Consider the following 20756-nt stretch of genomic DNA (forward strand, 5'->3'; position numbering starts at 1 on the left):
TCCTTGATGTCATCGACCCACGCGGGCCTGCAACGCGGCCGGATAGCGGTCCCCTTGAATTTTCACGTCCGCCAAGGCCTGCGCGATCCTGTTTAGATCGGTGGCGGACAGTTCAACGGAGGCGGCGCCCAGGTTCTCTTCCAGGCGATGCAGCTTGGTGGTTCCAGGGATAGGCACGATCCAGGGCTTTTGCGCCAGCAGCCAGGCGAGTGCGATCTGCGCGGCGGTTACGCCCTTGTCCCTGGCAATCTGGCCCAGCAGGTCCACCAAGACCTGGTTCGCCCGGATCGCCTCCGGCGAGAAGCGCGGTACTTTGCTGCGAAAATCGTCGCTGCCGAAAGTTGCGCCGTCCTTGATGGCGCCCGTCAGGAAACCCTTGCCCAATGGACTGAAGGGGACGAAACCGATGCCGAGCGCTTCCAAGGTCGGCAAGACTTCCTGCTCCGGCTCGCGCCACCACAGCGAATACTCGCTCTGCAAGGCGGTGACCGGCTGCACAGCGTGCGCGCGGCGGATCGTCTGTACGCCCGCTTCCGACAGGCCGAAGTGCTTGACCTTGCCTTCGGCGATCAAGTCCTTGACTGTGCCGGCGACTTCCTCGATGGGCACGTCGGGATCAACCCGGTGCTGGTAGAGCAAATCGATCACGTCGGTCTTCAGGCGCTTGAGAGAACCTTCGACGGCCCAACGGATGTGCTCGGGGCGACTGTTTAGGATCTGCTGCTTGTTGTCGTCGCCAAAGGTAAAACCGAACTTGGTGGCGATTACGACTTGGTTGCGCACAGGGGCCAGCGCTTCGCCCACGACCTCCTCGTTGAGGTAGGGGCCGTACACCTCCGCCGTATCGAAGAAGGTCACCCCGCGATCGACTGCGGCGCGAATCAGCGATACCGCTTGCCGGGTGTCCGTGGCCGGCCCATAACCGTGACTCAGGCCCATGCACCCTAACCCGAGGGCTGAAACTTCCAACGTGCTATTTCCAAGTGTCCGCTGTTGCATATGTCTTACTCCTTCAAACGCGCCCGTCCAATATGACCCACCAGAGTTCGCCATACGGGCCGGACACCTGGCGGCATCTCTATATCAGCCAATGTAGCCATCATGAGTAGCCAGCACTAGAGAGTAAAATCCGCAAATACTTATGAGGTGAACTCATAGATGGCGAAAAACAGCTATAACGACCTGTTGGCATTCATTGCGGTCGCTCGTGAACAGAGCTTCACGCGTGCCGCGGCGCAACTCGGCGTCTCCCAATCGGCATTGAGTCATCTGATTCGAGCCCTTGAGGCCAAGATGGGCGTTCGCCTGTTGACGCGCACCACCCGAAGCGTTTCGCCGACAGAGGCCGGGGAACGATTGATGCACAACATCGCTCCCCGTTTCCAGGAAATCGAGGCCGAGCTGTTGGCCGTCGGAGAACTGCGGGACAAGCCGGCCGGCACGATCCGCATCACTGCCAGCGAGAACGCTGCCGACACCGTGCTCTGGCCCAGGCTTGCGAAAGTGCTTCCAGAGTACCCCCTGATCAAGGTCGAGATCAACGCGGAATCACGCTTCGTCGATCTCGTCGCGGAGCGCTACGACATGGGCGTGCGCCTCGGCGGCGATCTGGCCCGGGACATGACCACGGTGCGTATCAGCCCCGACTTGCGTTTTGTGATCGTCGGCTCACCCGCCTACTTCGCCAGGCGCTCCCTTCCCTTGAAACCGCAAGACCTGGCCGACCACGACTGCATCAATCTGCGGCTGATGAGCCACGGGGAACTCTACGCGTGGGAGTTCAAGAAGGGCAAACAGCAGATCAGCGTTCGAGTCGATGGGCCGCTTGTCTTCAACCGGACCCCGCCCATCCTTCAGGCGGCGCTGGCCGGCTTTGGCCTTGGATATCTGCCCGAGGAGATGGCTGCCCCCTATATCGCGAAGGGCCGCCTGCGGACGGTCCTAGCGGATTGGTGTCCGACGCTTCCTGGATACCATCTCTATTACCCCAGCCGCCGGCATCTGTCCCGAGCAATGACCGTGCTGATCGACGCATTGCGTCACCCCGAGAAAGAGGTGTGACTGATATGGCCCTGGAGACTTTCAGCGATGTTCTCGCCTTTGTTCATGTCGTGCGAGAAGGCAGTTTCACTCGGGCGTCCGCCCTGCTTGGCGTATCGCCCTCTGCCTTGAGCCATGCCGTTCGCGGCCTCGAAACCCGGCTGGGCGTCCGACTGCTGACGCGCACCACTCGCAATATTGCGACCACCGAAGCGGGCGAACGCCTGTTCAACAGTGTGGCGCCTCGTTTCGACGACATCGATGCCGAGGTGGCGGCCGTCAAGGATCTGCGCGACAAGCCGGTGGGAACCATCCGCATCACGTCCGCCGAACATGCAGCAACCAGCGTTCTCTGGCCCAAGCTGTCCAAGGTCATGCGCGACTATCCCGACATCAACGTCGAGATCAGCATCGACTACACGATGGCGGACATCGTCTCCCAACGCTTTGACGCCGGCGTTCGAGTGGGAGACCAAGTCGCCAAGGACATGATCGCTGTACGCATCAGCCCGGACCTGCGCATGGCGGTGGTGGGCTCGCCCGAGTACTTCGCCGCACGGTCCACACCCCGCTCGCCCCAGGACCTGACTCGACACGATTGCATCCGGCTGCGACTTCCGACGCATGGAGGCTTCCTTCCTTGGGATCTTGACCGGAATGGCGAAGAGGCCAAGTACCCCGTCAGCGGCCAATGGGTGTTCAACAACAGTTCCTCAATTGTCCGGGCAGCCTTGGCGGGCTGCGGATTGGCCTACGTTCCGGAGGATATGGTGTTGGAGGACATCGCCGCGGGGCGGCTGATTCGTGTCCTGCGCAACTGGTGCAGCCCTTATCCGGGGTACCACCTGTACTATCCCAGCCGACGCCAATCCTCCGGCGCTTTGGCCGTCATTGTCGAAGCCTTGCGACATCGCGCATAGCGGTTGGCGGCTTCGCCCTCATTTATGAGTTCACCTCAGTAGTGAATGCGGAATCAGGGGCTTAATCGAAGCGTCCGCATCCCGTAGCATTTCAGCTCCCAGAAAGGAAAGGCAAACTCAAGCCCTCATCCGGCGTTTTGCCTTTCGCCGACACCATGCCGCCACCCCTGGCTGATATGCATGCCGGCCAATCCGAGCAACGGGATGGAGCTGTCACCGATGATTCAAAAAAAGCCTGCTTACAAGCCTGCGATCAGCAGGTTGGGTGTTGTGATGGCACTGACTTCCGGGCTAACGCTCGCACACGGTCATGCCACAGCAAAAACTGAGGCAACGCAAGCGATGCCCGCACAAGCCGCCTCGGATACCTTGTCTGCGAAACAGCAGGCCGTGCCCCTGATCGCCGCCTTCATGGCCGCAAGCGATATGCCCCAATTGAACACGGCCTTGAACCAAGGGCTTGACGCCGGCATGACCATCAGCGAGGCTAAGGAAATCCTGGTGCAGCTGTATGCATACGTCGGCTTTCCTAAAAGCCTTAACGCGCTTGGCGAACTCCTGAAGGTGGTCGAGGCACGCAAGCAACGCGGGATTCAAGACGCACCGGGACGTGAACCTGGCCGCGCCATTCCCACCGGGGACGAACTCATAGCGGTAGGCAAGGCCAATCAGACCCGCATCTCAGGCGCACCGGTCACCGGCCCCGTCATGGACTTTGCCCCCATCATCAATCAATTCCTGCAAGCCCATTTGTTCGGCGACATCTTCGAACGCGACAACCTCGACTGGCAGAGCCGCGAATTGGCCACTGTCGGGGCGCTGGCGGCTACGCCCGGCGTGGAAGCGCAGTTGCGTTCGCACATGCGGGCCAGCATGCGAGTAGGCTTGACGGCAGCGCAGTTGCGCCAGTTGACCCAGATTCTGGCTGAGCGCGGCGACAAACTGGCCGCGGAGCGTGCGGATGCGGCCTTGACTCAGGCCCTTGCCGCGACCTCGGGGCGCTGAACATGAACCTCACCAAGACCCTGCTCGCATGCATCGCACTGAGCTCGATGACGGCTTGCACAGCCCTTCCCGACAGTCCACGCAATGCCAGCGGTCCGCTTGTCATCCAGGAACAAGGCAGCTTCGCTGTCGGCGGACGCGTCGTGCAGAAGCCCGGGCTGTACGACAACAACAAGCCAACCGCCCAAGGGCAGACATTCCACGGCGACCACCTCTACGCCTTCTATCAGGTCCCGCAGAACGCCAGACCGCTGCCGCTGGTCATGCTGCATGGTGCTTACCAATCGGCGCGTAGCTGGGAAACGACGTCAGACGGCCGCGAAGGTTTTCAGACCCTCTTTCTGCGTCGTGGCTTTCCGGTTTATCTCGTCGATCAGCCTCGCCGCGGTCGCGCCGGCAATAGCACCGTGGCAACCACGATCGAGCCCACCCCCTTCGATCAACTGTTCTTCGATCAATTCCGGCTCGGCAAATGGCCAAGGTACTTCGACAACGTGCAGTTCGACCGCAAGCCTGAAACGCTGGATCAGTTCTTCCGTTCGGTCACGCCCAATACCGGTCCTTTCGATGCCGGGGTGATTTCGGACGCCATGGCCGCGCTGTTCGAAAAGACGGGGCCCAGCATCCTGATATCGCATTCTCAGGCAGGCGGGCCTGGGTGGTTGACCGCGATCAAAAGCAAGAACGTCAAGGGAATCGTCGCCTTGGAACCCGGTAGCGGGTTCATCTTCCCTGAAGGAGAGCTTCCCCCCGCGATGCCAAGCGCGGCAGGGACGCTTACGCCCGAGGCCGTGCCGCTGGCAGACTTCGAGAAGCTCACGCGCATCCCGATCATCATCTATTACGGCGACAACTTTCCGACCGAGCCGACCACGGAGCGCGGACAGGACAACTGGCGGGTGCGCCTGGCCATGGCCCGCCTTTGGGTCGCCGCCATCAACAAACATGGTGGCCACGCGCAGCTCGTGCACCTGCCGGAAGTCGGCATTCGGGGCAACACACATTTTCTGATGTCCGACCTGAACAACATCCAGATCGCCGATCTGGTGTCACGGTTTCTTGCCGCGAAAGGCCTGGATTGACAAGCGCGCAACTGCAGGCTGATGCATCGCCTAGGCATTGGGAAATCGGCCCAGCTATCGCAACACCAGCCGCCGCCATCAACAACAGTGGGAATTGAGATGAAAGATCCATTTATCAGCAGAACCCGACGCGATTTTCTCGGCGCATCCGCGTTCGCTGTCACCAGTGCAATCATAGGAGTTCCAATAATGAGCGCCACCGCCGCCGCAGCCGACTACAAGAAGAATCCCTTTACGCTGGTCTACGCCGGCGCCCTCTCGAAGAATGAACCGGGCAAGGTCAATATTCATCCGGTCAAGTACAAGCTCAACGACCTGGATATCGTTGCCAACGTCTACACCCCGTCGAACTACGATGCGCAGAGGAAATATCCCGCAATCGTAGTGGCCCATCCCAATGGCGGCGTGAAGGAGCAGGTCGCTGGCCTGTATGCCCAGCACCTGGCCGAACTTGGCTACATTACGATCGCGATGGATGCCGCCTATCAGGGCGGCAGTGGCGGCGAGCCCCGCAGCACGGACAAGCCGCAATTCCGCATAGAGGACATCCACGGCGCAGCGGACTTCATCACTCAGTACCCGGGTGTTGATGCCACGCGCCTGGGGTTACTCGGCATCTGCGGCGGAGGCGGCTACTCGTTGTCCGCGGCAAAGTCCGACAAGCGTTTCAAGTCGATCGCAACCCTCAGCATGTTCAACTCCGGCCGGGTTCGTCGGAATGGCTTCGCCGATTCTCAACTGAACACAATCCAACAGCGCCTGAAGCAAGCGTCCGAAGCACGCGCCCAGGAAAAGGCAGGAGGAAAGATCCCGTACTCCGGCGACGCCGACATGACAGATGCACAGATTGCCGCGCTGCCCTTCGAAATGTACCGGCAGGGCTACGAGTACTACTGGAGGACGCACCCCCACCCCGGCTCGACCTTCAAGTACACAACCAGCAGCCTGTTGGATCTGATGCGCTGGGATGCAACCGAACAGATCGAATTGATAGACCAGCCTTTGCTCATGATCGCCGGCAGCAAAGCGGACAGCCTGTATATGACCGAAGACGCCTTCCCGAAGGCCACGGGAACCAACGACAAGCAACTGTTCCTGATCGAAGGCGCGACCCACATCGAGACCTACTGGATTCCCAAGTATGTGGATGCCGCGCTCGGTCAACTCAAGCCGTTCTACGCTCGAACCCTGTGATCTGCAAGGGTAATTGGTGCTAGTCGCAATGGGCTGATTTATCCACTTGCAAGCGATCCGGAGAGATTTCTTCTCGCGTCGAATCGGAGACTCGTTCGCAGTTGCCGCAATCACTTTCACGGCGTAGCAGTCATTCGTAGACAGACAACGAACGGCCGCTCCGGGTCGGGAGCGGCTTGTCGTCATAGACGGCTCCCGGCAAGAAGCGGACGCTGGGCGCGTGCGGTCCATTAGGGTTATTTGAAGGAACTGGACCGCAGGGAGACTTAACGGGTTGCGTCATTTTCGGATCGGTCCGGTGCCTCACTGCTGAGAGGTTAGGCTTTACTCCTTCGGCTTGGCCGCACCCTGGCCGCTATGCCCCCCCCCGCGCCAACGGATAGGTTGCGTACCTGCAAAAGGACGCCGGCCGCGCTGGCGAAATTTGAGGGATCAACGTCTTTTACGCAGAACACCAGTAGGGTGAAACTTCGACATTGCCTATGCGAAGGCTGGCGTCTACGTCAAAAAGAGAGCGATGTATGCATGATCTTTCAGGAAAGCGGGCGATCGTCACCGGCGGGGCGCGGGGGATCGGCGCGGCGATTGCGCGGGAGCTATCTGCTCGCGGCGCGGACGTCGTGATCACCTACAAGAGTGCCGTCGCGAAAGCTGTGGCCTATCTTGCGGGCCCAGACGGACGCCACATCACAGGCACCGGCCTGGTCGTTGACGGCGGAATCAACGCCTGACGCGTTCAATCTTCATCGCTCATTCCAGGATAGTGCAGATGACACCCTGCCAGTCTCAGCAAATAGCGCAGCCCACATTGCTGCTAACCGGCGCGAGCCGTGGTATTGGGCATGCGACAGTGAAATTGTTTCACCATAGAGGGTGGCGTGTCTTGACGGTATCGCGGGCGAGCTTTTCGAGTGAATGCGCGTGGGTGGGCGGCGTGGACGACCACATTACCGCCGATCTGGCGAACCCGAGCTCGTATGAGCTGATCGCGGCTGAAGTTCGCCGGCGCCTGGGCGGCGCGAAACTGGCTGCGATTATCAACAATGCCGCGATTTCACCGAAACTGGCGAACGGCGGGCGCAAGGGCGTCAGCATGACGGCATATGAAGAGTGGCTTTCGCTTTTCAACGTCAATCTTTTCTCCGCAGCGATGATCGTCCGTCTACTCCTGCCGGAACTCCGCATAGCGCAAGGCGCGATCGTCAACGTGACGTCGATAGCGGGTTCTCGCGTTCATCCCTTCGCAGGAGCGGCTTATGCCTGCGCTAAGGCGGCCCTCGCAGCGCTCACGCGCGAACAGGCTTTCGAGTTCGGTCCGATGGGAATCCGGGCCAATGCGATCGCGCCCGGCGAGATCGACACCTCCATCTTGTCTCCAGGCACCGAGGCCATGGTTCAGGCGAACGTGCCGATGGGCCGGCTGGGCGATCCAACAGAAATCGCAGGAGTGATGTTCTTCCTTTGTTCGAACGGAGCCTCGTATGTGAATGGCGCGGAAATCGACGTGAACGGAGGCCAGCACGTTTAATCGCCTGGATGACCGGGGCCTTCCGCGGCAACAATCGCTGGGCACCTACTGGGCATGCCAGTCCGGACGGCCGCCGGATTAAAGGATTAGCTCCACTCCCGGGTGGGAACCATAGTCAGGCAAGCGGAGACGCTTCCCGGGATGCCATGCGCCGGATGCTCTGCGGCGGATGGCCAAGCACGCGAATGAATGCCCGGCGCATTCTTTCGGGATCGGTGAAACCAATTTTGTGGGCGATGATTTCGATAGGCTCCGCGCCACGCTCGACGCGCTGCCTGGCCACCTCGACTCTCAGGCGCTCGACGGCCTTGGCCGGTGTCTCCCCCGTTTCGGCAAGAAAGGCGCGGCCGAACTGCCGGGGGCTCAGGCAGGCCACGGAAGCCAGGAGCTCAGTCGACAATGATTCGTGCAAGTGTTCACGTATATAAGTCAGCACATTACGAATTCTGTCCGACTCGGGCTCCATATCGGCGATGGCCGAAAATTGGGATTGCCCGCCGGGCCGGCGATGGTAGACGACCAGCATCTGGGCGACCGCGTGAGACAAGTCGGCGCCATGATCCTCTTCGATCATTGCCAACGCCATGTCGATGCCAGTCGTGACGCCGGCTGACGTCCAGATGCCACCTTCTCGGGTGAAGATCCGATCGCCATCCACTTTCACCCGGGGGTACTCCCGTTGCAGACGGGCGGCGTATTTCCAGTGTGTCGTCGCGCACCGGCCGTCCAAGAGGCCGCTCGCAGCCAGAATGAAGGCCCCTGTGCATACGCTTGCGATGCGGCGAGCGCCCTTGGCGACGACGTGGTTCAAGTAGTCGCAGGTTTCCGGCAATGCGTCGTCGGGGTAGGCGCCAAGGCCGGCTCCCGCCACGATCACTGTGTCGTAGGCGGAAAATCCGGCCTTCCACGTGGTGACTTCCAGGCCCGCCGAACTTTGAACGGGTCCTCCAGCTAGCGATATGACCTGGCATCTGTAAGCATCGTCGCCCAGGAGCCTGCTGGCCACCTCGAACGCCGCCAGCGGCCCGGTCACGTCCTGGATCTGGAAGTCGCGGAATACAAGGAAAGCGACGTCCCGCGAAGCGGGACTCGCGCTTGATGATGTTGGATTCATAACACTCTTGCACAACGCTCGGAAGCAGGCTCCACCGCATCCTGGCTACCGGTCGGTGCGTGGACCAGATCTGATGGTACACAGCCAGCATGGTGGCGGGTAAGACATATATACCTCAAAAACCGCCACGCCGGCACGACAAGGCACAGTCTGCCAGACCTAAGCGCGCCATGGCTCTAAAGGAGGGAACTTAGTCCTTTTGCCATTGGCTCTCCGGCCGGAGAATCTGCACTCGTTGAAAGCCTGGGATAACCCGGATTCACATCGCTCGACGCGACTCCCTCACGCGCCGGGCGGATTGTCTCGGGCCAACGAAAGCGTCTGTGCCAACGGATAGGCCGTGGAAGCGTGGCCGACATACGCATGGCGCATTCGAGTCCTCTTACATAGCGATATCCAACATGAAGCATAGAGAGTTCAACCCTGCGTGGAGTGCAGCCGCATGACCCGTCCACGCCTTCCCTCCCGCACGGGAGCAAAACCGACCTTCCTGCGCGTGGCTCTGCTTGCCGCGGGGCTCACCACCGCAACGGCATGCGCCTTGTTTCTACTGCCCGGCAAGAAGTCGTTGTCGGCCGGTACCTTCGAGCCTCCCACGGTATCCGTCGCATTGCCGGTGCAGCGCACCGTTATCGAATGGGACGACTATGTCGGCCGTTTCGAAGCGAGCCGCCGCGTGGAAGTCCTTCCCAGGGTGTCGGGTCAAATCGTAGGGGTGCATTTCAAGGACGGCGAAATCGTCCAGCAGGGCCAATTGCTTTTCTCCATCGACCCGCGCCCCTACCAGGCCGCCTACGCCGAGGCGCAAGCCGGCCTCGCGAGCGCGACCAGCGAGCTCACGCTGGCACGCGCCGACCTCGCGCGAGCGCATCGACTGGCGGGCGACAGCGCGATTTCAAAGAGCGACATCGATCAGTTGCAGGCGCGTGTGCGGACGGGAACGGCAAACGTCGCCGGCGCTCAAGCCCGCGTCGCGCTGAAGTCACTTGAGCTGGAATTCACCCAGGTGCGCTCGCCCATTACGGGCAGAGTCTCTGACCGACGCGTCGACCCGGGCAACCTGGTCATGAGCGGAGAGGCCGGTAGCGGCACCCGCCTGACCACCATCAACGCGCTGGATCCGATCTATTTCACATTCGACGCGTCGGAAGCCCTGTACCTCAAAGCTATGCGCGCACAGGAACCAAGCGCAGCCCAAACCCAGGTCGAGATACGTCTTCAGGATGAGCCTGACTACGCCTGGCGCGGCAGGCTCGACTTCACGGATAACGGGATCGACCCCCGGTCGGGGACCATACGGATGCGTGCCGTGATCGAGAATCCGAGATTGTTCCTGACACCGGGATTGTTCGGAAACATGAGGCTAGCAAGCGGATCCGGCACGCCTGCCTTGCTGATCCCCGATTCCGCGGTCCAGATGGACCAGACGCGCAAGACGGTTCTTACCGTTTCCGCCGAAGGCACCGTGCTCGTCAGGGCCATCGAACTCGGCCCGCTCATTGATGGGCTCAGGATCGTACGTGGCGGCCTGACCGCCGACGACCGAGTGATCGTCGCCGGGCAACAACACGCCATTCCAGGCGCAAAAGTACAAACGAAGCCGGAATCGGCGGCCTCCCAAAGCGGGATGGGGAACTCGACCCCTCTCATTTCCGGCAGCAAGCCCGCGTCCGCGTCGTAACGATGCGCTGGCGGCTGTCCTAAAGGAAAAATCTCATGCGCCTGTCGCGCTTCTTCATTACGCGCCCGATATTCGCCGCGGTGCTGGCGATCGTCATCACGATTGTGGGTGCGATCTCCTATTTTGCACTTCCCGTTGCGCAGTATCCGGACATCATCCCTCCCACCGTGGTCGTTTCCGCGACCTACCCTGGCGCGTCGGCGGAAACCGTCGCGGAAACCGTTGCCGCTCCTATCGAGCAGGAAATCAATGGCGTAGAGAACATGCTCTACCAGTCCAGCCAGTCCACGGCGGACGGGAAGGTGTCCATATCGATTACGTTCAAGGTCGGGACCGATCTCGACGCGGCCCAGATGCTCGTTCAGAACCGGGTGGCAGCGGCCGTGCCTCGCCTGCCGCAAGAGGTTCAGCGCCTGGGCGTCACCACCCGCAAGACTTCGCCCAGTGCCCTGATGGCGATCAACCTGGTTTCTCCAGATGGCTCGCGGGATCAAACCTATCTTTCAAACTATGCCCTGACGCAGTTGCGCGACAAGCTGAGCCGTATCGACGGAGTCGGCGAGGCTCGAATTTTCGGCAGCCGTGAAGTGGCCATGCGCGTCTGGATTGACCCCCGGCGCGCCGCCGCGCGTGAGCTGACGGCCGGCGAGATCGTCGCCGCCATCCGTGCCCAAAATGTGCAGGTTGCCTCGGGAGCCCTAGGCCAACCGCCCTCCCCGAGTGCCGACGCCTTCCAGCTAAACGTTCGGACACAGGGCCGGTTGAGCGAGCCGGAGCAGTTCGCCGACATCGTCATCCGCACGGATCCCGCTGGCCGGCAGACTCGCGTTCGCGACGTCGCCCGCGTGGAGCTGGGTGCCGACGACTACGGAACCAATGCCTATTTGTCAGGCAAGCCATCCATCATGATCGGCATATTTCAACGGCCCGGGACCAACGCGCTTGAAACCGGCATCACTCTCGAACGCGAGATGCAGGCAGCGGCCAAGGCGTTTCCGCCAGGGCTTGAATACCGGATTATGTGGAACTCAACGCGTTTCATCGCGCAGTCTACCGAAGCCGTCCGGGATACGCTTTTCGAAGCCGCGGCACTCGTTGTGCTCGTCATCTTCATCTTCCTGCAGAACTGGCGCGCCGCCATCATCCCCGTCGTGGCGATTCCCATCTCGCTGGTCGGCACCTTCGCCTTGCTGGCGATGTTTGGCTACAGTCTGAACAGCCTGTCGCTGTTCGGGCTGGTCCTCGCCATCGGCATAGTGGTGGACGATGCCATCGTCGTGGTTGAAAACGTGGAAAGAAACCTCGCTCAGGGCCTGAACCCGCTAGAAGCGGCTCGCCTCTCGATGGACGAGGTTTCGGCGGCGCTGGTGGCCATAGTGCTGGTGCTTTGCGCGGTGTTCATTCCCACGTTCTTTCTGACCGGCCTTTCTGGGGCGTTCTACAAGCAGTTTGCGCTCACCATTTCTGGCGCCACCGTCATTTCGCTCGTCTTGTCGCTAACGCTCTCGCCGGCCTTGGCCACGGTACTTCTGCGGGCGCACACGAAGGAGAAAAGTCGGCATCAGATCATTCGGCGTATGCAGTTTGCCGGCGACTGGTTCAACGAACGATTCGACCGGTTCAGCGCTAGCTACGGCCGATTGACGCAATGGCTCGTGGTGCGCCCGAAGCGTGTCTTGATCAGCTACTGCGGACTTGTGCTCGCGACCATAGGCATTTTCTGGATAACGCCCACCGGCTTCGTGCCCTCACAAGACCAGAGCTATCTAATATCGATCACTCAACTTCCACCGGGAGCCTCGCTGGCGCGGACCGATGCCGTCGTGCAAGAGGTGTCCAAGCGCTTGTTGAAGATCGATGGGGTCCGAGGCACGATCATGCTGCCCGGCTACGACGCCGCGTCGAACACGAATTCCCCGAACACCGCCACCGCCTTCATCCCGCTCAAGCCATTTGAACAGCGGTCCCGCCCCGCCAGCGACATCCTCGATGAAGCACGCAAGGCCGTCTCGGACATCGATCAAGCACGGGTTCTCATCATTCCTCCTCCGCTGATCGACGGCATCGGTTCGGCGGGCGGCTACCGGATGATGGTGCAGGATCGCGGCGGCCACGGCTACAAACCGCTGGGGACGATTTCCGATCAACTCATGGCCAAGGCGAACGGCACCGAAGGTTTATCGCAGGTCTATTCATTCTTCAACACATCAACCCCCCGCATCTTCGCCGACATCGACCGGCGCAAAGCCGAGGTGCTGGGCGTCCCGCCAGATCGGGTCTTCGAAGCGCTGCAGGTCTATCTCGGCTCGGCCTATGTGAACGACTTCAACCTACTAGGGCGCACGTTCCGGGTGGTTGCCCAGGCCGAGCAAGGCCAGCGCAACAGCGAATCCGACATTGCCAATCTTAAGACGCGTTCCGATAGCGGCGCCATGGTGCCCATCGGCTCGGTCGCCACGTTCAAGAGCGAAACGGGGCCGTTTAGGGTCGTGCGCTACAACCTGTTCCCCGCGGTCGAGGTCGACGGAGACACGGCGCCGGGCTCTTCCACGGGCCAGTCGCTAGCCACGATGGAAAAGCTCGCCGACCAGATGTTGCCCCCGGGATACGGCTACGAATGGACGGGCATCGCGTTCCAGCAGAAGATCGCGGGCAACACGGCCGGCCTCGTCTTCGCGCTGGCTGTGGTGTTCGTGTTCCTGGTGCTGGCGGCGCAATACGAAAGCCTCACTTTGCCCCTGGCCATCATCCTCATCGTCCCCATGTGCCTCTTCGCGGCCATGGTCGGCGTGAATCTTCGCGGAATGGACAACAACGTCCTGACGCAGATCGGGCTCGTGGTGCTGATCGCCCTTGCCGCGAAGAACGCGATCCTGGTGGTCGAGTTCGCGAAACAGGCGGAAGAGGAACACGGCTTGATGCCGGCCGCCGCGGCGGTGCGCGCCGCGCAGACCCGCCTGCGCCCAATCCTGATGACGAGTTTCGCCTTCATTCTTGGCGCTGTGCCGATGCTCCTAGCCTCGGGCGCAGGCGCCGAGTTGAGGCAGGCCTTGGGCACCTCCGTTTTCTTCGGCATGGTCGGCGTCACCGTCTTCGGCCTGCTCTATACCCCGACGTTCTACGTCGTTTGCCGCAAGCTCGGAGATCGGCTGTCCCGGCAGACCGGCGCCCGTTCGCTGGAATCGCGGCACGAACAATCAGGAAGCATCAAGTGATTCGATTGCACACCCTATCGATGCTGGTTGCGCCGCTGCTCTTGAGCGCGTGCGCGGTCGGCCCGGACTATGAGACACCGCCGTTCCCGGCTTCCGCGGCGGGGCCGTTCCTGACCCAAAGCGATGCGACCGCGCCCGACGCCACGTCCGTTTCCGCCGACTGGTGGAAGCTCTACCACGACCCGGTGCTGGACAGGCTGGTACAAGATGCGCTCGCCTCGAATACCGACCTGCGCGTGGCGATCGCTCGGCTCGCCCGCGCGCGCGCCCAACTTCGCCAAACGTCCGCCGATCGGCTGCCCAGCACTGAGATCGCCGCAGGCGTGAACCGCCAGCGGCAATCCGCCATCCAGGCCTCGCCCGGCGTCGATCGCGAGAATACCGTTGTCGATGCGGGCCTGTCCGTCGCGTACGAGGTAGACCTTTTCGGCCGCGTACAGCGGAACATCGAAGCCTCGCGGGGCGACTACCAAGCGGCACAGGCCGAGCTGGACGCCGTGCGGGTATCGACCGTAGCGGCGACGACCCGCGCGTATCTGGGAGCCGCCAGCGCCGCGCACCGTCTGGCCGTGGCGCGGCAGATCGTCGAGTTGCTGGACCGCTCGGTCGGCGTGACGAGCAGCAGGGAGGACGCCGGACTGACAACTTCGCTCGACACCGCGCGTATCGCGGCGCTTCGGGAGCAGCGGCGATCCGACATTCCCAGGATCGTTGCCGAGCGCCAGGCCGAGCTGTTCCGGCTCTCCCTGCTCACCGGCCGAGCGCCCAAGGACCTCCCCTCTGAGGCCAGCGCCCTCGCGGCACCGCCCACGATCCTGCAGCCCATCCCTATCGGCGACGGGATGGCCCTCCTCACCCGGCGTCCGGACGTGCGCGCTGCGGAACGACGGCTCGCGGCGGAAACGGCCAGGATAGGCGTGGTGACGGCGGATCTGTATCCGCGCGTCTCCATCGGCGCGTCGGTCGGCTCTACCGGGTTACGCCTAGACGACTTCTTCGGAAGTGGCCCGCTACGCTGGCTGGCTGGATCGCTCCTCTCCTGGTCGTTTCCGAATCAGGAAGCGATCCGCGCCCGCATCGACGGCGCGACCGCCGACGCCCAGGCCGCGCTGGCGGCGTTTGATGGGACGATATTACAGGCCTTGAGCGAAACGGAAACTGCGCTCTCGAACTACGCCCAAAGCCTGGACCGGCGCTGGTCGTTGGCCGCGGCCAGGGACCAAGCGGAGAACGTGGCGCGCATCGTTCGGGCACAAGCGCGGGAGGGACGCGCCGACAGTCTGGCTCTGCTCGACGCCGAGCGCACCTATGCTGACGCGCAGGCACAGCTTGCCGAAAGCGAAGCGCGGGTCGTGAATGCTCAAGTGGACCTGTTCAAGGCGCTCGGCGGTGGCTGGGAGTCGGCCCGCGCTGACCGCGTGGTTGCCAAGTAGTTCCCCGTCTTCTGGATGGGCTCAAGGCGGATTATCCGTGGATGGAGGGCGTGGCGCATGAAGGCAGATATCCCGACGGCGATTCTTGGCCCGGCCCGCTCGTCATCCAACGCGCTCCGCGCGAACATACAGCTGAACGACATTGCCATGTTTATCGAAGTTGCGAGGCGGGGCAATTTCAGCCTGTCCGCCGCGGCGCTGGGAGTTCCTCCGTCGACGCTCTCCCGCCGAGTGAGCGGATTGGAACGCGATCTGGGAGTGCAGTTGCTCAGGCGCAGCACTCGGAAAATCGGCCTGACCGAGGCCGGCGCGCTCTACTTCGAGCGTTGCCGGGACCTCATCGATGAAGCTCGTGTTGCGCATGAGCAGCTGCATACAAGCATCGCCTGCGCCAGCGGGCAACTGAGCGTGTCGCTACCCGCCTCACTGGCACAGGCACTCGTACCTAAAGTGATCGACGCTTTCCACCGCCGGTATCCCGATATCCATTGTCATTTCGAGTTGGGCAATCAGCACGTCGACCCGATCAGCAGCACCTGCGACGTCGCGTTGCGCTTCGGCCATCAACCGAGCTCCAGCCTGATTGCCCACGTAATCAGCGCGATGACGCCGCACCTTTACGCATCCGTTGACTATCTTGATAGGCATCGCGCGCCCCGGTCACCGGCCGACTTGGCCAGGCACCAATGCCTTGCCGGCGCGCGCAGGGGCGAGTTCGAATGGGTGTTGCGCTCCGGGGCGAGAGTGTATCGAGTGCGGGTATCGGGCAAAGTCGCGGCTAACGATTCCAGCATGATCCGATCATTGGTCCGCGCAGGAATCGGCATTGGGCCCCTCATGAAGTTCGAGGCAGCAAAGGCCGGCGGCGACGACAAGATTTCCCAGGTTCTGCGGCAATGGTCTTTGCTGCCTGTGCCGCTCGTCGCCTTGCTCCCTAGCCGGAAGGTGCCGGCGCGAGTCAAGGCGTTCCTGGATTTCATTCATCCTTATCTGCAGGATTGCTGATGTCTTCAATTGGCATCTATAGCCATTGCCACGCTGATCAGCACGACTGCAGCGATGGAAGTCGCGAACACCCGCCGCGCCCAGCGCACATCGTCCCCGGCCGTAAACCCGTCCACGGCAATTTTCAGCCAGTACAGTCCGCTTAATAGAACTATAGAGATATAGAGATTTCCCACGTATCCAAGCGCCGCCAGGGAAAGCGCGGCCACAAGAAATGCGGCAATGTACAAAACGATGCGCTTCTTCGCTTGATGCCGCCCCTTCACCAGGGGCAGTATGGGGATACACGCCGCTTCATAGTCCTTCCATCTAAACATGGCGATGGCGTACGAATGAGGCATTTGCCATATTCCGAAGATCACGAAGAGCGCGACAGCGGCCGTGTCGATGGTTCCGCGTACCGAACAATAGCCCACGACAGGCGGGATCGCGCCCGATATGCTGCCGACCAACGTGGCGTGGACCGATCTGCGTTTCAGGAAAAGCGAGTACAGGCCTACATAGACAATGTATCCGATGAGCATCAGGACCAGCGGCTCAATTCGACGCGTGGCGGCATACAAAAGCCAGAACCCGACGAAACCCAGAATACAGGCAAAGGTCAGAGCCGACCTTATCGAAATGCTGCCGGCGGCCATCGGGCGCGTACAGGTGCGTTCCATGAGCCGGTCGATGTCACGGTCAATCACGTTGTTGGCGGCGCATCCGGATCCGATTACGAGCGCGACTCCAGACATCACCAGTGCAATATGAATGGCATCTACGACGCCTCGCGATGCGAGCAGGTAGCCCCCGACGAGAGATACCAGGTTACCGGCCACGATGCCTGGCTTGACCAATTCGAAATAAGTGCGATGCATAAAATTTTGTCGGGTCGAACAGACCGCAGACAAGGAACAGCGGAACAGGCTTGGATGACAGGAAGAACCGTGATCACGCGATCGGTGGGCCAAAGCCTGGGCCTGTCGGATCAACCGGAAGTCACTGCGATACGGTCGAATGTGGCGGAGGGGTCCCTGAATTACGGAACGCTTCGTTGCAACTGAAGCTTTATACCTTCTGGACGAGAGAGCACGAAAGTGAAATGCCGGACAAAGATCCCGCAGATACCGACGCCACGAATGACCGATGACGACGGCCGTCTTGGGACGATTTTGTTGCTACCTCGCTGTTCGGCATCATCGCTCCGAGACAGGCTTAGCCCGGCCCGGCCACAGCAGCCCCCCGGGCCGGCCCACGAGCCCACCACCATGTCATCAGACCGGCAGCCAGCACCACCGGCAACATGGCCGCGTTCAGCGCTTCCCACCCGAAGGCGTCCAGCGCCGGTCCGGCCGCCAGCGTGGCGAGCGCGGTAGCGGCATAACGCAGTATCTCGGCCGCGCCTTGCGCGCGGGCGCGTTCCGAGGGACGGTAGGACTGCGCCAGCAGCGTGGTTCCGCCGACGAACATGAAATTCCATCCCACGCCCAGGCAGAACAGCGCCGCATAGAACGCGGGCAACGACGCCGAGGCCATCGCGATCAGCGAGCAGGCGACGTTCAGCAGCATGCCGGCGCCCAGCACCCGCGGCAGGCCGAGGCGCTGGATCAGCGCGCCCGCAAAGAAAGCCGGCGCGTACATGCCGACCAAGTGCCATTGCATGATGTTGGCGCCGTCACCGATGCTGTGGCTGCACGCCACCGCAGCCAGCGGCGCGGCAGTCATGATGAACATCATCGAGACCGATCCGACTACGTTGTTGGCGAGCGCGGCCACGAACACGGGCTGGCGCGCTACCTCGCGCAGCGGTCGCGCCGGCAGACCGGCCTGGGCCAGGCCGCCCGTAGCCGGCACTTCGGCGTCGCGATAGCCGCCCCAGAGCAGTGCGGCGGACAGCAGTGCCAGCAAGGTCACCATTAGATAGGCGCCGGCGAAGGTCACTGGTGCGAACAGATCACGGCTCCAGGTGGCCAGCGCGGGGCCGACAACCGCGGCGATGACACCGCCGGCCATTACCACCGAGATCGCGCGGCTTTTGGCTGCGGGTTCGACGGCGTCGGCCGCCGCTAGGCGGTAGTACTGGGCAAAGGCCTGGAACACGCCGACCAGTGCGGTGCCGACACAGAACACCCAGAAATCGGCGTGGAACACGGCCCAAACCGATAGGCCGCCGCCCGCCGCGCCGGCCAGGGCGCCCAGCGCGAAGCCATTTCGCCGGCCGATGCGCTGCATCAGCAACGAAGCGAACCAGGTGACCACAGCGCCCGCTACCGTTATCAATGCAAATGGCAGCGTCGACAACGTTCTGTTGGGCGCGAGCATATGGCCGGTCAATGCCGTCAGCGTCAAGTCGATGGAAATGGCGGCGACGAATAGGCCCTGGCAGATAGCCAAGATACGGGCGTTGCGACGGCCTTTAGTGTGGGAGGCTGATAGGGGCATAGCGCGATCGGTGGGAATGAACGGAATGGGGAGGCCGGTTCGGCAAGCGCGGCCTGGTGGGGTTGACGGGTTCGACAGGCCCGACTTTACCGAAGCACACACCAGCGCAAATGACGTAATTCCCTTAAAAACAGCCGTGCCAAACAGCGTCATATGTCCAGCGCCTCTAAGTCGGAGTCACTGAACTGTGTCGTTGATGCGTCGCTATCGGGCTTGAAGTCCAGCCAATCGAAGAACCACAACTTGCGCGAAGCCGCCGTCAAGCTTTCGCTTTGAACTTCCGCTTTGGGTCGGGTGCGGTCTGTCGTCAAGAACAGCTCCCGGCCAGGAACGGTCGCAGGAGATGGGGTCTGTATGGTGTGTAAAGCGCACTCAAGAGCTATTCGTGCCAGAGGCATCCAAGAGCGACGCGTCGCCCGCAATGCGTTGAAATGCGGTGTGATGGGAAGGTCTGGGCAGCGTCCATGCTCCCGTGCTAATGTGAGCCCCAGTGCACGGGAAAAGCGCCCGTTGCACCGTAAGCGTTCACGTCAACCAACGCACCTGGGACCGCCTTCGCCGCGGACCGGTGCGGCTGCGTGCTCGCGTGGGCCAAGCCTCTCGGCGTGGGCGTTTCCTTCTCGGAACCGTTATTCATGGCTCACGATTCTGCCCCCGCAGCCCCTGCTGCGCCTTTGGCCGCTGACGCGAACAAACGGCGAAATACCTGCACCGCTCTATTGGTCGCCACGGCGTTCTTCATGGAAAACCTGGACGGCACGGTGATCACGACCGCCCTGCCGGCGATGGCACGAGATTTTGGCGTCAATCCCACGGACCTCAGCCTGGGCGTCAGCGCCTATCTGTTGACACTGGGCGTGTTCATTCCCATCAGCGGTTGGATGGCCGATCGGTTCGGCAGTCGCCGCGTTTTTTCTTCGGCATTGATCCTATTCACCCTTGCTTCTCTGGCTTGCGCACTGGTCAGCAACCTTTGGGGCTTTGTGGCGCTGCGGGTCCTGCAAGGGATCGGAGGGGCGATGATGGTGCCCGTGGGGCGCCTGGTGCTACTCAAGAACACACCCAAGAGCGACTTGATGCGCGTGATGTCCATGCTGATCTGGCCGGGCCTGTTTGCACCGGTGCTGGGCCCTCCGTTGGGGGGCTTCATCACGGAATACGCGTCGTGGCAGTGGATCTTCTATCTCAATATTCCGATCGGCATCGCGGCGCTGACGGCGGCATGGGTCTTGATCCCCGCCGAAGACGGTAATGAACGGCGCCCTTTCGACTGGACGGGGTTCTTCTGGATAGGCGGCGGGCTGACCAGCCTGCTGTGGGCCCTGGAACTATTCGGCCGGCCCGTTCTGCCATGGGGGCAGATCTACCCTTGCCTGGCCATGGGGCTAGCCTTTCTCTACAAGGGGATCAGGCACCTGAATTGCCATCCCCATCCTATGCTGTCACTGGCGCCCATCAAAAAGCACACCTATGCCGTCAATATCTGGGGCGGATCGTTGTTCCGCATGTCGGTCGGCGCGGTGCCGTTCATGCTGCCTCTGATGTTTCAAGTGGGGTATGGCATGGATGCGTTCCGTGCTGGGCAACTGGTGCTGGTGGTGTTCGCGGGCAACCTGACGATGAAGCTGTTCACCACGCCGGTGATGAAGCGGTTTGGCTTTCGTCGGATTCTGTTGTGCAACGGCGTATTCAACAGTCTGGCCCTGGCCGCATGCGCGTGCATCGGACCGGAAATGGGTTTTGTGCCCACTGCGATCATTCTTTTTATCGGCGGCCTGTCGCGGTCGATGCAGTTCACCGCTTTGAATACCTTGGCGTTTGCCGATATGCCCAAGGAAGACCTCAGCGCGGCGAGTTCGCTGTTCTCGACCATGTCGCAGTTGGCGCTCGGTATGGGCATTGCGCTGGGAGCCATTGCCATTCGCCTGGGCGACTGGGCCGTGCCGCTGCTTGGCCTGCGGGAGGCCGCGGGGGCCGCTTATCGATTGGCGTTCCTGTTCGTGGCGCTGGTGTCTCTGCTGGGCATGCTGGATCTGCTCGGCTTGAAACACGACGCGGGGAGCGCGTTAAATGCGCCTGAAGAAAAGAAGGAGGCTTAGGGAATTGTCCTTGCCG

At 61.7% G+C, this 20756-nt stretch carries 16 protein-coding genes; 12 read left to right on the forward strand and 4 right to left on the reverse strand.

The window, feature by feature from the left end:
- Positions 1-9: 9 nt before the first annotated feature.
- Positions 10-999 (reverse strand): aldo/keto reductase, encoded by a 990-nt coding sequence (locus AC3WMU_RS07635; RefSeq protein WP_492282125.1) that lies wholly within the window; start codon positions 997-999, stop codon positions 10-12.
- A gap of 159 nt (positions 1000-1158) precedes the next feature.
- On the opposite strand from AC3WMU_RS07635, the gene AC3WMU_RS07640 reads away from it, so the two are divergent.
- The 7 genes from AC3WMU_RS07640 to AC3WMU_RS07670 all read left to right on the forward strand — a co-directional run bounded on the left by AC3WMU_RS07640 (position 1159) and on the right by AC3WMU_RS07670 (position 7769).
- A complete protein-coding gene (locus tag AC3WMU_RS07640; RefSeq protein ID WP_006223136.1) occupies positions 1159-2061 on the forward strand; it encodes a LysR family transcriptional regulator in 903 nt (300 codons plus the stop codon).
- 5 nt (positions 2062-2066) lie between these two features.
- Entirely contained in the window at positions 2067-2960 is an 894-nt protein-coding gene (locus AC3WMU_RS07645; RefSeq protein ID WP_006223137.1) for a LysR family transcriptional regulator, read from the forward strand.
- Between the two features lie 180 nt (positions 2961-3140).
- A complete protein-coding gene (locus tag AC3WMU_RS07650) occupies positions 3141-3965 on the forward strand; it encodes a carboxymuconolactone decarboxylase family protein (protein WP_234704750.1) in 825 nt (274 codons plus the stop codon).
- A gap of 2 nt (positions 3966-3967) precedes the next feature.
- Positions 3968-5047, forward strand: a complete 1080-nt coding sequence (locus tag AC3WMU_RS07655) for an alpha/beta hydrolase (protein ID WP_006223139.1) — start codon at positions 3968-3970, stop codon at positions 5045-5047.
- A 189-nt stretch (positions 5048-5236) separates the two neighbouring features.
- Complete coding sequence (locus AC3WMU_RS07660) at positions 5237-6241, forward strand: alpha/beta hydrolase (RefSeq protein WP_492282126.1); 1005 nt, start codon at positions 5237-5239, stop codon at positions 6239-6241.
- A gap of 521 nt (positions 6242-6762) precedes the next feature.
- Positions 6763-6972, forward strand: coding sequence for an SDR family NAD(P)-dependent oxidoreductase (locus AC3WMU_RS07665; protein ID WP_006223141.1), 210 nt, complete (start codon positions 6763-6765; stop codon positions 6970-6972).
- Positions 6973-7010: 38 nt separating this feature from the next.
- Positions 7011-7769, forward strand: a complete 759-nt coding sequence (locus tag AC3WMU_RS07670) for an SDR family NAD(P)-dependent oxidoreductase (protein ID WP_492282127.1) — start codon at positions 7011-7013, stop codon at positions 7767-7769.
- A 115-nt stretch (positions 7770-7884) separates the two neighbouring features.
- On the opposite strand, the gene AC3WMU_RS07675 is transcribed toward AC3WMU_RS07670, so the two are convergent.
- Positions 7885-8883 (reverse strand): GlxA family transcriptional regulator, encoded by a 999-nt coding sequence (locus tag AC3WMU_RS07675; protein WP_424625882.1) that lies wholly within the window; start codon positions 8881-8883, stop codon positions 7885-7887.
- Between the two features lie 442 nt (positions 8884-9325).
- Here AC3WMU_RS07675 and AC3WMU_RS07680 point away from each other — a divergent pair, with 442 nt between their 5' ends.
- The 4 genes from AC3WMU_RS07680 to AC3WMU_RS07695 are packed head-to-tail and all read left to right on the forward strand — an operon-like array spanning position 9326 to position 16217.
- Positions 9326-10564: an efflux RND transporter periplasmic adaptor subunit gene (locus AC3WMU_RS07680; RefSeq protein WP_492282128.1), complete on the forward strand. Its 1239-nt coding sequence runs from the start codon at positions 9326-9328 to the stop codon at positions 10562-10564.
- Positions 10565-10599: 35 nt separating this feature from the next.
- Positions 10600-13779, forward strand: a complete 3180-nt coding sequence (locus tag AC3WMU_RS07685; RefSeq protein WP_492282129.1) for an efflux RND transporter permease subunit — start codon at positions 10600-10602, stop codon at positions 13777-13779.
- Positions 13776-15212, forward strand: coding sequence for an efflux transporter outer membrane subunit (locus AC3WMU_RS07690; protein ID WP_427939115.1), 1437 nt, complete (start codon positions 13776-13778; stop codon positions 15210-15212). The genes AC3WMU_RS07685 and AC3WMU_RS07690 overlap by 4 nt, the downstream gene beginning before the upstream one ends.
- Before the next feature lie 57 nt (positions 15213-15269).
- Complete coding sequence (locus AC3WMU_RS07695) at positions 15270-16217, forward strand: LysR family transcriptional regulator (protein WP_492282130.1); 948 nt, start codon at positions 15270-15272, stop codon at positions 16215-16217.
- Between the two features lie 5 nt (positions 16218-16222).
- Here the strand turns inward: AC3WMU_RS07695 and cyoE are convergent, their stop codons facing one another.
- Positions 16223-17077 (reverse strand): heme o synthase, encoded by an 855-nt coding sequence (cyoE, locus tag AC3WMU_RS07700; protein ID WP_424625885.1) that lies wholly within the window; start codon positions 17075-17077, stop codon positions 16223-16225.
- A 337-nt stretch (positions 17078-17414) separates the two neighbouring features.
- Positions 17415-18641, reverse strand: coding sequence for an MFS transporter (locus AC3WMU_RS07705; protein WP_035212545.1), 1227 nt, complete (start codon positions 18639-18641; stop codon positions 17415-17417).
- 635 nt (positions 18642-19276) lie between these two features.
- On the opposite strand from AC3WMU_RS07705, the gene AC3WMU_RS07710 reads away from it, so the two are divergent.
- Positions 19277-20740: an MFS transporter gene (locus AC3WMU_RS07710; protein WP_341767843.1), complete on the forward strand. Its 1464-nt coding sequence runs from the start codon at positions 19277-19279 to the stop codon at positions 20738-20740.
- Positions 20741-20756 lie beyond the last annotated feature (16 nt).

Source organism: Achromobacter sp. FW305-C-13 (assembly GCF_058783475.1).